This is a genomic window from Pilosibacter sp. NGB245 (assembly GCF_057397225.1).
In genome coordinates this window covers 2,983,059-2,996,828 of the sequence record NZ_CM171584.1, presented here as the reverse complement: position 1 = coordinate 2,996,828, position 13,770 = coordinate 2,983,059, and the positions used below count along the sequence as shown (strand labels likewise).

10 protein-coding genes are annotated in these 13,770 nt (G+C 50.4%); 6 read left to right on the top strand and 4 right to left on the bottom strand.

Going from position 1 to position 13,770, the window contains the following annotated elements; all coding sequences use genetic code 11:
- Nucleotides 1-46 precede the first annotated feature (46 nt).
- The gene (aroC, locus tag ACXMYH_RS13370) at nt 47-1,177 is read right to left on the bottom strand and encodes a chorismate synthase (RefSeq protein ID WP_486555059.1); all 1,131 of its coding nucleotides are present in this window, start codon (nt 1,175-1,177) and stop codon (nt 47-49) included.
- Between the two features lie 6 nt (nt 1,178-1,183).
- Nucleotides 1,184-2,236, bottom strand: a complete 1,053-nt coding sequence (locus tag ACXMYH_RS13365; RefSeq protein WP_118530881.1) for a lactonase family protein — start codon at nt 2,234-2,236, stop codon at nt 1,184-1,186.
- A 341-nt stretch (nt 2,237-2,577) separates the two neighbouring features.
- Between ACXMYH_RS13365 and ACXMYH_RS13360 the strand changes: the two genes are divergently transcribed.
- From ACXMYH_RS13360 to ACXMYH_RS13350, 3 genes are read left to right on the top strand one after another with little or no spacing between them, the layout of a single operon-like run.
- Nucleotides 2,578-3,654, top strand: coding sequence for an ABC transporter ATP-binding protein (locus ACXMYH_RS13360; RefSeq protein ID WP_118322549.1), 1,077 nt, complete (start codon nt 2,578-2,580; stop codon nt 3,652-3,654).
- A complete protein-coding gene (locus ACXMYH_RS13355; protein ID WP_118530879.1) occupies nt 3,647-4,468 on the top strand; it encodes an ABC transporter permease in 822 nt (273 codons plus the stop codon). The genes ACXMYH_RS13360 and ACXMYH_RS13355 overlap by 8 nt, the downstream gene beginning before the upstream one ends.
- Complete coding sequence (locus tag ACXMYH_RS13350) at nt 4,468-6,408, top strand: extracellular solute-binding protein (RefSeq protein WP_142412709.1); 1,941 nt, start codon at nt 4,468-4,470, stop codon at nt 6,406-6,408. Before ACXMYH_RS13355 ends, ACXMYH_RS13350 begins: the two co-directional genes overlap by 1 nt.
- Nucleotides 6,409-6,716: 308 nt before the next feature.
- Here the strand turns inward: ACXMYH_RS13350 and ACXMYH_RS13345 are convergent, their stop codons facing one another.
- Both ACXMYH_RS13345 and lepB read right to left on the bottom strand, forming a co-directional pair.
- Nucleotides 6,717-8,036, bottom strand: a complete 1,320-nt coding sequence (locus ACXMYH_RS13345; protein ID WP_486555058.1) for an aspartate kinase — start codon at nt 8,034-8,036, stop codon at nt 6,717-6,719.
- Between the two features lie 103 nt (nt 8,037-8,139).
- Nucleotides 8,140-8,775: a signal peptidase I gene (gene lepB / locus ACXMYH_RS13340; RefSeq protein ID WP_118530873.1), complete on the bottom strand. Its 636-nt coding sequence runs from the start codon at nt 8,773-8,775 to the stop codon at nt 8,140-8,142.
- A 420-nt stretch (nt 8,776-9,195) separates the two neighbouring features.
- Here lepB and glgB point away from each other — a divergent pair, with 420 nt between their 5' ends.
- The 3 genes from glgB to ACXMYH_RS13325 all read left to right on the top strand — a co-directional run bounded on the left by glgB (nt 9,196) and on the right by ACXMYH_RS13325 (nt 13,764).
- Nucleotides 9,196-11,628, top strand: coding sequence for a 1,4-alpha-glucan branching protein GlgB (gene glgB / locus ACXMYH_RS13335; protein WP_486555057.1), 2,433 nt, complete (start codon nt 9,196-9,198; stop codon nt 11,626-11,628).
- Nucleotides 11,629-11,679: 51 nt separating this feature from the next.
- Entirely contained in the window at nt 11,680-12,495 is an 816-nt protein-coding gene (locus ACXMYH_RS13330; protein WP_118530871.1) for a mechanosensitive ion channel family protein, read from the top strand.
- Nucleotides 12,496-12,927: 432 nt separating this feature from the next.
- Nucleotides 12,928-13,764, top strand: a complete 837-nt coding sequence (locus ACXMYH_RS13325) for a DUF3100 domain-containing protein (protein WP_117485796.1) — start codon at nt 12,928-12,930, stop codon at nt 13,762-13,764.
- Nucleotides 13,765-13,770: the final 6 nt, after the last annotated feature.

Genomic DNA, 13,770 nt, shown 5'->3' with positions numbered 1-13,770 from the left:
CATGAACAGAGAGCAGACTCTCTGCCATGTGGGAATCGGATCAATATTACTGTTCCGGTGAATCATCGACATTCTCCACCTGGAAGAACATCTGGATCAGGTCAAGTCTGGAAGTCATGGACATTAAGAGCATATCCATCGCGGTGATCGCAGCCATAGATTCGACTACAACAACAGCTCTCGGAACAACCACCGGGTCGTGACGACCGTGGATCACGAGATCGATATTCTCGCCGTCCTTTGTCACTGTCTCCTGGGATTTTGCGATCGATGGAGTCGGCTTGAATGCGGCGCGGAAGATCACAGCACTTCCGTCGCTGATGCCGCCGAGAACGCCGCCGGCATGGTTCGTCTCCTTCACGATCTTATCTCCATCCATACGGAATTCATCGTTATTTTCCGATCCGCACGCTTTCGTCGCGGCAAATCCGTCTCCGATCTCAAAACCTTTGACAGCACCGATCGAGAGGATCGCTTTTGCGAGGTTGGCATCCAGCTTTTCGAAGACCGGCTCACCGAGACCGGCCGGAAGACCGGAGATCACACACTCAACGACTCCGCCGACGGAGTCACATTCTGCGATCTTCTGGTCAAGATAGTGCTCCGCCTCCTTTGCGGAGTCCGCATCCGGGAGACAGAACTGGTTATTCGGGATCTCTGAAAGGTCCATGCGCTCCGGGGATACCTCAACCGGACCGATCGATTTCGCATAGGCAGTCACAGAGATATTTAACTGTTTTAAGAACTTTTCAGCGATCGCACCCGCCGCAACACGGCCGATCGTCTCACGGGCGGAGGAACGTCCGCCGCCGCGGTAATCGCGGAATCCGTATTTTTCCTCAAACGTGTAGTCGGCATGTCCCGGGCGGAAACAGGAAGCGATATTGGAGTAGTCTTTGGAACGCTGGTCTGTGTTCCGCACGATCATGGAGATCGGGGTTCCGGTTGTCTTTCCCTCGAAAACGCCGGAGAGGATCTCGACCTCATCTCCCTCTTTTCGCTGGGTCGTAAAGCGGCTCTGTCCCGGTTTCCTTCGGTCTAAAAGTTTCTGGATATCGGATTCCTCTAAAGGAAGTCCCGCCGGGCAGCCGTCAACGACAACGCCGATGGCTTTTCCGTGGGATTCTCCCCAGGTTGTTACTTTAAATATTGTGCCGATGGTAGAACCTGCTGCCATGTTATTTTAATCTCCAATCTTTACAATTTCACAGCAGTTCGGCTCATTGACCTTGATGCTGCGGTCGCTCATGACAAGAAGACCTTTTTCATAGTCGATCTTAAAGAAGGAAATACTTCCCTCGTGGTTGATAGAAGCGAGATGTTCTCCGCCCGGGAAGATCGCGATATCCTTCGGATAATCCCCGCTGATCGGAAGACAGAAGCGCAGGGTCAGCATTCCGGTCTCATCATCGCGGTCGTACATGGACACCGTATTGTCGCCGGCATTGCTACAGAATACATGTTTCTCATCCGGGGAGAAATGCATCGCACAGGCAGCGGTCAGCTGGTTCGGTTTGCTTCCTGTGGATGAGATCGTCTGGATCTTCTCGACGATCGGAACACGTTCGCCTTCTTTATAGGAATAAACCTCGATCACATTTTTCATCTCATACAGGACATAGAAGAAACGGCCGTCGGAGCTGAACATGAAATATTTCGGGGCGGATTCGAGCTCACAGCGGATCGTGTCCACGAGAGCGATCTTTCCGTCCTTATGGTCAAAACGGTAAACTTTGATCTGGTCGATCCCGAGGTCTGCGACCATTAAGAAGCGCTCGTCCGGAGTCAGGCGGCTGCAGCTCACATGCGGACGGAAGCTTCGCTCAGCGACGGAGCCAAGTCCCTTGTGGAAGACACCGTCGGCGATATCTCCGACCGATCCGTCCTCGTTCAGATGAAGGACCGTGATCTTTCCATCGTGGAAACCGGAGATAAAGATATAGTCATCTGCTTTGCTCGTAGAAAGGTGGCATCCGCGCATGCCCTTGATCTTAGCACTGTTTAAACGTGCGAGACTTCCATTTGGAAGAACGCGGAACGCGACAACGCCCTCATCGGCGATAGAGTACAGGATTTTTCCGTTCTGGGATGATTTCAGATAGGAAGAGTTGTCCACTTCCACTTCGCAGCGGTAGATGAATTTTCCTGCCTCCACATCAACATCATATACGGTGATCCCTTTTGCCTTTCCCGTATAGGAATAAGAGCCAACATAGGCCATGTATTTTCCAGTCATAGGTAAATTCCCCTTTGCTTTCGATGTCCGGAGACGCAAAAACTGCCGATTTTGCCAACCTCCTCCGGAGATTCATAGATGTACTCATTTTATCATAATCTGACCGGTTTGTTAACTGAAATCTGAAAATTGTATGGATGCGATCGTGTACAAAAAACAAGAAAAAGAAACAAGAGAAATCTATTGACAGAACGGGAAAACAATGCGTAAATATACTATGATAGGCATTTTGCCGTTTTTCGTATATCTGAAGAAAACCATGTATAAAAATACATTCAAGCCGAACACAAAAACAGCGGAATCTATCGTATGAAATCTGTTTACATCAGGAGGAAAAAGGAATGGAGCATCCGCTCATTGATTTGTCCCACATTTTTAAGAGTTATGACGGGGATCTGATCCTCGACGATCTGAGCCTTTCCGTAAAGGAAAACTCCTTCGTGACGCTGCTCGGCCCGAGCGGCTGCGGAAAGACAACGACCTTAAGAATCATCGGTGGGTTTGAGAAACCGGATAAAGGTCAGGTGATCTTTGATGGGGAAGACATCACAAATATGCCGCCGAACAAGCGCCAGTTAAATACAGTGTTTCAGAAGTACGCCCTGTTCACGCACATGAGTATTGCGGAGAACATCGCGTTCGGTCTGAAGATCAAAGGCAAATCGAAGAGCTATATTGATGATAAGATCAAATATGCATTGAAACTTGTAAACCTTGACGGATTTGAGAACCGGAGCGTGGATTCTTTAAGCGGCGGCCAGCAGCAGCGGATTGCCATCGCCCGCGCGATCGTAAACGAGCCGAAGCTTCTGCTTCTCGACGAGCCGCTCGGCGCTCTCGACCTGAAGCTCCGCCAGGACATGCAATATGAGCTGATCCGCCTGAAAAATGAGCTGGGAATCACCTTTATCTATGTCACCCACGACCAGGAAGAGGCGCTCACGATGTCCGACACGATCGTTGTCATGAACCAGGGCTATATCCAGCAGATGGGAACGCCGGAGCAGATCTACAATGAGCCGGAAAATGCCTTTGTCGCGGACTTTATCGGCGAGAGCAATATCGTGGGTGGAACGATGATCCACGACGAGCTTGTGGAGATCTTCGGCGCGAAATTCGCCTGTGTGGATAAAGGATTCGGAAACAACAAGCCGGTCGACGTGGTGATCCGGCCGGAGGATATCGATCTTGTGAAGCCGGAGAACGGCACTCTCCAGGGCGTTGTTACACACCTGATCTTCAAAGGCGTACACTACGAGATGGAAGTGACGACCCCGGACGGCTACGAGTGGCTGGTCCACAGCACGGACATGTTCCCGGTCGGACAGAAAGTCGGCATTCATGTGGATCCGTTCGATATCCAGATTATGAACAAGCCGGAGTCCGAGGACGAGGAGGCCGTTGGAGTCAATGAATAGAAAAGCATCCAGATTTCTGGCTTATCCTTATATCATATGGATGGCGGGATTTACCGTGATCCCGCTGCTCATGGTATTTTACTATGGTCTGACGGACCGCAGCGGCGCGTTCACGCTGGCAAATATCCTGGCGATCGGTTCCTCCGAGCATTTAAAGGCGCTGTGGCTGTCCTTACTTCTCGCGGGTGTCAGCACGGTGATCTGTCTGATCCTCGCATATCCGCTGGCGCTGATCTTAAGAAAGCGCCATATCGGAAAAGGAAGCTTTGTGGTGTTTATCTTTATCCTTCCGATGTGGATGAACTTCCTTTTAAGAACCATGGCGTGGCAGACCCTGCTTGAGAAGAACGGTGTGATCAATACCTTCCTCACGCTGCTGCATCTGCCGAATGTTGCGATCATCAACACTCCGGCGGCGATCATTCTCGGCATGGTCTACAATTTCCTGCCGTTCATGGTCCTGCCGATCTACAACACACTCGTGAAGATCGATGACAATGTGATCAATGCTGCGCGGGACCTCGGAGCGGATAATTACCAGACACTCACAAAGATCCTGATCCCGTTGAGCGTTCCGGGCATTGTCAGCGGGATCACGATGGTGTTTGTCCCGGCGCTCACGACGTTCGTTATTTCAAACCTCCTGGGCGGCAGCAAGATCCTGCTCATCGGAAACGTCATCGAGCAGGAATTTACAAAGGGAAGCAACTGGAACCTCGGTGCCGGACTTTCCATGGTGCTCATGATCTTCATCCTTCTCAGCATGACCATGATCGCAAAATACGATAAGAATGGGGAGGGCACTGCATTCTGATGAAAACCGTAAGAGAAAGACTGAAGAAATTTTTTGAGGATTTTTATCTGGTGCTGGTACTGATCTTCTTATATGCACCGATCCTCGTCATGATGGTCCTGTCCTTCAACAGCTCGAAATCGAGATCCCAGTGGGGCGGGTTCACGTTACAGTGGTATAAACAGATGTTTGAGAGCGCGTCGATCATGGACGCCCTCTATAATACGCTGCTGATTGCCTTCCTGTCGGCGCTGATCGCGACGATCCTCGGAACGGCCGCGGCGATCGGGATCTCCTCGATGAAGAAGCTCCCGAGAACGATCTGCATGGGACTCAACAATATCCCGATGTTAAACTCCGATATCGTGACCGGCATCTCCCTGATGCTGATGTTCATCGCGTTCGGTATCTCCCTGGGATTCAAGACGATCCTTTTTGCGCACATCACGTTCAACGTGCCGTATGTGATGTTAAGCGTTATGCCGAAGCTAAAACAGACGAGCCGGAACACTTACGAGGCGGCCATGGACCTCGGAGCAGGCCCTGTAAAGGCGTTTTTCAAGGTTGTCTTCCCTGATATCCTTCCGGGCGTGTTATCGGGCTTCCTGATGGCGTTTACGATGTCTCTGGATGATTTTATCATCACCCACTTCACAAAAGGCGCCGGGATCAACACCCTGTCCACGCTGATCTACAGTGAGGTGCGCCGCGGCATCAAGCCGTCCATGTACGCGCTCTCCACAGTGATCTTTGTGACTGTGCTCGCGCTGCTACTCATTACAAACTTTGCTCCGGCAAAACCGCAGGCGAAGGCGGGAGCGGGCAGCTTCGGACCGAACGCAGCACCGGACCGCGGAAAGAAACCGGCATGGACCGGAAAGGCAGCGATCGTGCTTGCCTCCTTCCTGATCGTTGGAAGCGTGGCATATACCAGCTACCTGCACTTTTCTTCCTCCCACTCGGATGAGCTCTATGTATACAACTGGGGCGAATACATCGATGAGAGCGTGATAGACGAATTTGAGGCGGAGACCGGGATCCATGTGACCTATGACCTTTTCGAGACGAACGAGGAGATGTACCCGGTCATCGAGGCCGGCGGCGTGAATTACGACGTCGTATGTCCATCCGACTATATGATCCAGAAGATGGCGGAGAACGGACTTCTTGCGGAGATCAATTTTGACAATGTTCCGAACATCAAAAACATCGACCAGGTTTACCTTGAAAAGTCGAAGGCATTTGACCCGGATAACCGCTATTCTGTTCCGTATACATGGGGAACCGTCGGGATCATCTACAATGTCCAGAAACTGGAAGAACTCGGAGTTCCGGCACCGACGAAATGGTCGGATCTCTGGGATGAGCGCTTAAAGGGCGAGATCCTGATGCAGGACAGCGTCCGCGACGCCTTTATGGTGGCGCTCAAGGAACTCGGCTATTCGATGAATACGACCGATGAGGCGGAGCTCCAGGAGGCGAAGAAGCTGCTTCTCGCACAGAAACCGCTCGTACAGGCCTATGTCGTGGATCAGGTCCGCGACAAGATGTTGAACGGTGAGGCGGCGGTAGGAGTCATCTATTCCGGTGAGCTGCTCTATCTGCAGGAGGAGGCGGAGACGCTGAATCTTGATTATGATCTGGAGTATGTACTTCCGGAAGAGGGAACAAACATCTGGATCGATTCCTGGGTGATCCCGTACAATGCGAAGAACAAAGAGAATGCGGAGAAGTGGATCAACTTCCTCTGCCGTCCGGATATCGCGGTGAAGAACTTCGAGTACATCACCTACGCGACGCCGAACAAGGCTGCGTTCGACCTTCTGGATCCGGAATATCAGGAGAACAAAGCTGTATTCCCGGATACCGATAAGCTGGAAAACTCTGAGGTATACAGTTATCTCGGAACCGAGGCGGATGACCTCTACAGTGCGCTGTGGAAGGAAGTCAAGTCGGAATAAAGAATTGAAAAGTGACAGGAAAAGCTCCCTGTACCGGAGGACATGACCGGTGTGGGGAGTTTTATTTTACGCGAACAACGAGTCAAAGTCCGCGCTTGCGCGAGAACTTGGCGACTGTAGCGATAACAAGTGGAAACTCGCGAAGCTTGTTTTCGCTTGTTTAGAAAATTTTTTATTCAATAAAGAGGCACTGCGTGTCTGAGATGTACACTCGTGCGAAGATGATTCATTAAAAAAATCCCCACACACCGCTATGAAACATTCACCGGTGCATGGGGATTTTTAAGAATTTATGGAATTGCGATCCCTTATAACTCTGTCTTTACAAAAATATCATAGATCGCGCGGATCGCCGGCTCGAAATCGTCATCTGTGACACCGATGATGATGTTCAGTTCACTGGATCCCTGGTCGATCATCTTAACGTTGATCTTTGCGTGTGCAAGTGCTGCGAAGATTCTTGCAGCAGTCCCGCGCATTGCTTTCATGCCGCGTCCTACGACTGCGATCACTGCGAGATCGGACTCGAGAGTCACGATATCCGGGTGAACTGCACGCTGGATTCCTGCAAGAACGGACTGCTCTTTCTCCTGGAACTCATCCTGATGGACGAGAACGGACATCGTATCGATCCCGGACGGCATATGTTCGAAGGAGATGCCGTTCTTCTCAAAGACCTCAAGGACTTTTCTCCCAAAACCGACTTCGGAGTTCATCATCGCCTTGTCGATGTTCACTGCGCAGAAGCCTTTCTTTCCTGCAACGCCTGTGATCGTGTAGCGCGGGCGTTTGCTGGTGTTCTCAACGATCATGGTACCCGGATCTTCCGGACGGTTTGTGTTGCGGATGTTGATCGGGATTCCCTCTTTTCTTACCGGGAAGATCGCATCCTCGTGGAGAACGCTTGCGCCCATGTAGGAGAGCTCACGGAGCTCTGTGTAAGTGATCGTTTCGATCGGAGCCGGATTGTCGACGATCCTCGGGTCAGCGACAAGGAAACCGGAGACATCGGTCCAGTTCTCATAGAGATCAGCCTGGATCGCACGGGCAACGATGGAACCTGTGATATCGGAGCCGCCGCGGGAGAAGGTGTGGATTGTTCCATCCGGCTTAGCACCGTAGAATCCCGGGATGACAGCCTGCTTTAAGGAAGCGAGGTGTTCTCTCATCTCCTCGTTTGTCTCCTCGGAGAGGAAGTTTCCGTCTGCATCGAAACGGATCACGTCAGCCGCGTCCACGAAGGTGAATCCGAGGTAGTTTGCCATGATGAGACCGTTTAAATATTCTCCTCTGGAAGCCGCATAGTCGCGTCCGACTTTATTTAAGAAATTTTCTTCGATCTTTGAAAATTCAAAGTCAAGGTTTAAGTTGAGCTCAAGACCGTCGATGATGTCTGTGTAGCGCTTTTTGATCTGGTCGAGAATGCGCTTGTAGCTCTGTCCTGTGCTGGCTGCATCGTAGCACTGGTATAACATGTCAGTTACTTTTGTGTCTTTGCTGTCTCTCTTTCCCGGAGCGGACGGAACGACATAGCAGCGTGTCTTATCGGCGTCGATGATCGCCTTTACTTTTTTAAACTGACGGGCACTTGCGAGAGAGCTGCCGCCGAACTTTACAACCTTTTTCATAATTTGTCTCCTGTGTAAGTGAAATATTTGTTACTTTTCATGGGTAGGAATTTTCTGAACTGAAAATTCCGTATGATACCGTTGTGGTCGCGGATTTTGCCGATTAGTGGATTACCTTCGGTGTCGGGAAGTATTCGAAGAATACCTTTGCAACCATCTTGTCTCTGGAAATGTAGTGATTCTGCCAGTAGCGGGCATCCAGAGAATAATTTCGGTTGTCGCCCATCATAAAGTAGCAGTTTTCCGGAACTTCAAAATGGTAAGTTTCATGCTGGTTCATCGGTTCTGCCAGATACGGCTCGTCGAGCGGAGTGTCGGAACCGTTCAGATAGACCTTATCGTCGATGATATCGATGACATCACCCGGCATACCGATCACACGCTTTACATAGTAGATCGTATGACCACGTTTTCCAACTTCGGAACCGCAGGCCGGGCAGGTATCCTGCTTGTCGCCTTCGATGATGGCGTTGCATTCCGGGCATTGCCAGCCAAAGACGAAGATCGCGACATCTCCGCGTTCCGGATCTGCGAATTTGTAGTGCAGCCTGGAGCCGATGACGCGGCTTCCTGCCATGATGGTGTTTTCCATGGAACCGGTCGGGATCTCACTGTTTGCGATGACAAAAGTCGTGAGAACGAAGGCAATGACGGCGGCGGATACAAGAACCTGGACCCAGCTGATCAGCTCCGCTACCCAGCCTGTTTTTTCTTTCTTTTCTTTTCCGTTATTTTCCATATAAAGATGATAACCTCGTTTGACTAATATACTCAAAAACATTCCTGTTTTTGGCAGATCCCAGATTCAAAAATCTTCCTGCAGGCAAGCCGGCATCGGATTTCCGGACTTTTGACCCTGGCATCACAACATACAATAAAGAGTTTATGATAAATTGTCAAGTTTCGCAAGAGAATTTCGAAAAAGGTAAGGAATTTTTTAATGGGAAAATATGCGGGAGCGCCATGCGGATGGAAAAACGGATATTTGCCGATACTGCCACTTGTATCAGAGAGATGATGATGCTAAAATATTGTTAAGAAAAAAATGGCTTCGGACATCAGGAAACAGATATCCGCAGCCGCAGAAAATTCCAGAAATGGACAGGTCTTTGTGGACCATGCCGGAAAACGGCATTGGAACACGACAGGGGGAGTGCTTATGGAAAAAATCTTATATGATCTGATGGACTGGGCCGGGATCGAGGAACTCGTATATTCTGAGGCGAGCGATCCGGGACGGCTTTTAGGGGAACATGTAATAAAGGAAGGACTTCTGATCCAGGCGTTCCTTCCGAATGCGGCGAAAGTCTCCGTAAAGATCGGGGAAGAAAGCTTTCCGATGGAGATGGCGGATGAGAACGGATTCTTCGCAGTCCTTCTTGAGGACCGTCTGGAGTTAGTGCCGTACCATTTTCTCGTGACTTACGAGGACGGGGACAGTGAGGAGATCGTGGATCCCTACAGTTACCAGTTCTACACCGCGTTTACCGAGGCGGAAGTAAAGAAATTCGGCGCCGGGATCTATTATGATTCCTATCAAAAGTTTGGCGCGCACCCGACCGTGGAAGCCGGGATCTCCGGAGTGCACTTTGCAGTCTGGGCTCCGGATGCGATGCGTGTCAGTGTTGTGGGCGACTTCAACTTCTGGGACGGAAGACGCCACCAGATGAAAAAACGCGGACCGTCTGGGATCTATGAGATCTTTATTCCGGGACTGAAGCCGGGTGCGATCTATAAATATGAGATCAAGACAAAAGCGGGAGATCCGATGTTAAAGGCGGATCCGTATGCGAATTTCTCAGAGCTCCGACCGAATACGGCGTCCGTGATCTGGGATATGACTGATTATCAGTGGAACGATGGCGAGTGGATCGAAAAGAGAAAAGCGGCAAAAGACCGGCTGAAGGACTCGCCGATGTCGATCTATGAGGTCCATCTCGGCTCCTGGATGCAGAAACCGGTAGCTCAGGATGAAAATGGGGATGACATCAACGGCAGCCAGTTTTATAATTACAGGGAGATCGCGGAAAAACTTGCTGCTTACGTCAAGGAGATGGGCTACACCCATGTGGAGCTTCTCCCGGTGATGGAGCACCCGCTCGATGAGTCCTGGGGTTACCAGGTGACCGGTTACTATGCGCCGACGAGTCGTTTCGGGACTCCGGACGATTTTAAGGCGTTTATGGACTATATGCATAAAGAGGGGATCGGCGTCATCCTCGACTGGGTTCCGGCCCATTTCCCGCGTGATGCGCATGGTCTCGCGGCCTTTGACGGGACCTGTCTCTACGAGCACAAGGACCCGCGCCAGGGATCACATCCGCACTGGGGAACGCTGATCTACAATTACGGCCGTCCGCAGGTATCGAACTTCCTGATCTCCAACGCTTTATACTGGGCGAGGGAGTTTCACGCCGACGGGATCCGGATGGACGCTGTGGCATCCATGCTGTATCTTGATTATGGAAAGAACGCGGGCGAGTGGATCGCGAACATGTACGGCGGAAATGAGAACCTGGAGGCGGTGGAATTCCTGAAACACCTGAATTCCATCTTTGCACGGGACACAGAGGGCGCAGTCCTGATCGCGGAGGAATCCACAGCATGGCCGAAGGTTTCCGGCGATGAGAATGACGGAGGACTCGGCTTTGACTTCAAGTGGAATATGGGCTGGATGAATGATTTCCTCGATTACATGCAGTGCGACCCGTATTTCCGCCATGACCATTATGGAGAGCTGACTTTCAGCATGCTGTACGCATACAGTGAGAAGTTTGTTCTCGTATTCTCACACGATGAGGTGGTCCACGGAAAAGGTTCCATGGCTGGAAAAATGCCGGGGGACACCCAGGAGAAAAAGTTCGCAAACCTCCGTACCGCCTATGGGTTCATGATGGGGCATCCTGGTAAGAAACTGCTCTTTATGGGCCAGGATTTCGGTCAGATGGACGAGTGGAACGAGAAGGAGAGTCTGGAATGGGGACTCTTGAAGTACGATATCCACAGCCAGATGAGGGATTATGTGAAGGCGTTAAACCACCTGTACCGCACACAGCCGGCTCTCTATAAAATGGACTATGAGCCGGAAGGCTTCGAGTGGATCAACTGCACTTACAATGACGAGAATATCGTGATCTTCGAGAGGAAGACGGACAAACCGGAGGAGACACTGCTCTTTGTCTGTAACTTTGTCCCGGTGGAACATGAGAAATTCCGCCTCGGAGTTCCGTTTGCCGGAAAGTACAAGGAGATCCTGAACAGCGACGCGAAGCAGTTCGGCGGCAGTGGCATGGTAAATCCGAGAGTCAAGATGTCGAAGAAAGAGGAGTGGGACGCGAGAGAAAACTCGATCGTGATCAACCTGGCTCCGATGTCCGTGGCGGTATTCTCCTGTACCCCGTATGAGGAAGAACCTGTGACGGGAAAGAAGAAACCGGCGGAAAAGAAGAAACCGGCGGAAAAGAAAAAACGTCCGGCGAAGCAGCCGTCCGTAAAGATACCGGCGAGTCCGCTGGATGTGATCTCTGAGAAAGTCGGGCAGATCATAAAGACGGCGCGGGAGAGCCAGACGGGAAAAAGAAACAAAGGATAGACAGAAAAATACAGGGCATGAAAATGTCCGAAAAACAGCAGGGAAACAGACATGAAAGAATACACACTGGATTTTCTTACTACGACGGCCATCAAATACGGGACCAGGATCTTCTGGACCGCGGTGATCGTATTTGTCGGTCTCCGCGTGATTCGGATGGTCCGGACCGCAGCAGGGCAGATCATGGACCGCGCCGGCGTGGAGATCACGTTAAAGAAGTTTCTGGATATGCTGTTGCACGCCGTCCTCTTCGGAGTCATGGTGTTCATGGCAGCGGACCAGCTGGGGATCAAGACAACGTCCTTCGTTGCGGTTATCGGTACCGTAACGCTGGCATTCAGCCTTGCGATGCAGAATACACTCTCAAATTTCGCAGGCGGAACGCTGATCCTGCTCTTAAAACCGTTTAAGGTCGGGGATTATATCAGCACATCGGCAGGTGAGGGAACAGTCGAGACGATCGGTCTTGTATACACGACACTTTTGACGATCGACAACCGTGTGATCACGATCCCGAACAGCTCGGTATCGAGCGCACCGCTCACAAACCTCACGAGAATGGGAAAACGCCGCCTGATCATCAACGTCGGGATCGGATATTCCTCGGATCTCTTAAAGGCGAAAAACGTTCTGAAACAGATCTTTGAGGAGAATCCATATATCATGAAAGACCAGGATATCCAGGTGATCGTGGACAGCCTCGGAGACAGCAGCGTGAACTTGAGCGCGAGAGGCTGGGTGCTCTGTGAGGACTATTGGAAAACAAAATGGGCGATCACGGAGGAGATCAAACTCACATTTGACCGGGAAGGGATCGAGATCCCGTATCAGTATATGAACGTGACACTGACGAAGGAGTCACAGTAGAGAAGATACCCATCAGTATGATGTGGGAATAATGTTCCTGGCTCGTGCACAGACCGTATAAAAAAGTTCTGTCAGCTGAATACAAGGCTGATGGAACTTTTTTGTTTAGCAGGAAATTCCATGATACAAAAGAGATTCCACAATATGAAACATAGAAAAAACAAATCGCATACTGTGATACAGTACCTGATCACCACGGTATTTTTCGCGAAACAAGCCAAAAAATGCTTGCATTTTCCCGGGAATCTGATAGAATCAATGTTAAATTGTTTCTGCGTTGCGGACAAATGTTTGCGGAAAAGAGACGTGTTTTTTGTCTGAACGGACATGGTACAGGTACATGATTTCAGCAAAAGTGAAACGTGCAGAGGCGAAAAAGGGTAGTTGTTGAATTTCGATGCGGCTGCCGAAAAAGAAAAGGAGGGATTGAATATGAAAGAGCATATGGCTGACTGGCGTATCCATGCACTTGCTTTCGTACTCACCGTAATTGCCGAATTTATCGGCACCAAAAAATTCAGTTTCGGGCCTTTGTCCTTCTCACTGTTTCCGATGCTGTATGTACTGATCCTTGGAGCAATCCTTGGAATCGCGAAAATGATTCCACAGAAGATGATGACAGAAGCATCACCGTATATTGGAATCAGCGTTATGATGCTGACAGCAAAGATCGCATCCACGATCGGACCGAACCTCGGCGCGGTTGTCAAAGCCGGACCGGCGCTGATCCTTCAGGAATTCGGAAATCTGGGAACTGCGGTTTTAGCGCTCCCGATCGCCGTATTTGTATTCCATATGGGACGCGCTGCAATTGGAACTTCCTTCTCTATTTCAAGAGAGAGCTCCCTTGCGGTCGTTGCCGATAAATACGGTCTTGATTCAGATGAAGGAATCGGTGTTATGGGTGGATATATCACAGGTACTGTATTCGGAACCATGTTCAACGGTATCTTTGTTTCCCTCCTCTGCTCCTTAAATATCTTCCATCCGTACGCGCTTGGAATGGCGTGTGGAACAGGTTCCGCATCCATGCTTTCTGCCAGCCTTGCGGCAGTCGTTGAGGCATATCCGGATATGGAAGCGGAGATCACTGCTTATGCGGCGACCTCAAATATGCTGAGCAGTGTGGATGGCCTTTATATGAGTCTTTTCATCGCACTTCCGATGTGTGAATTCATGTATAAGCTGTTTACAAAGAACAACAGGCATTATAAAGACGGACTCCCGATCGGCGCTAAGGTAAAAGTTAAAGCAGCCGGGGAAGAATAGGAGGGA

Excerpts from the sequence above, each read along its gene's own strand:
- ACXMYH_RS13330 (WP_118530871.1), top strand. The coding sequence starts at position 11,680 with ATGAAAGAATACACACTGGATTTTCTTACTACGACGGCCATCAAATAC.
- aroC (WP_486555059.1), bottom strand. The coding sequence starts at position 1,177 with ATGGCAGCAGGTTCTACCATCGGCACAATATTTAAAGTAACAACCTGG.
- lepB (WP_118530873.1), bottom strand. The coding sequence starts at position 8,775 with ATGGAAAATAACGGAAAAGAAAAGAAAGAAAAAACAGGCTGGGTAGCG.
- ACXMYH_RS13325 (WP_117485796.1), top strand. The coding sequence starts at position 12,928 with ATGAAAGAGCATATGGCTGACTGGCGTATCCATGCACTTGCTTTCGTA.
- ACXMYH_RS13350 (WP_142412709.1), top strand. The coding sequence starts at position 4,468 with ATGAAAACCGTAAGAGAAAGACTGAAGAAATTTTTTGAGGATTTTTAT.
- ACXMYH_RS13355 (WP_118530879.1), top strand. The coding sequence starts at position 3,647 with ATGAATAGAAAAGCATCCAGATTTCTGGCTTATCCTTATATCATATGG.
- ACXMYH_RS13365 (WP_118530881.1), bottom strand. The coding sequence starts at position 2,236 with ATGACTGGAAAATACATGGCCTATGTTGGCTCTTATTCCTATACGGGA.
- ACXMYH_RS13360 (WP_118322549.1), top strand. The coding sequence starts at position 2,578 with ATGGAGCATCCGCTCATTGATTTGTCCCACATTTTTAAGAGTTATGAC.
- glgB (WP_486555057.1), top strand. The coding sequence starts at position 9,196 with ATGGAAAAAATCTTATATGATCTGATGGACTGGGCCGGGATCGAGGAA.
- ACXMYH_RS13345 (WP_486555058.1), bottom strand. The coding sequence starts at position 8,036 with ATGAAAAAGGTTGTAAAGTTCGGCGGCAGCTCTCTCGCAAGTGCCCGT.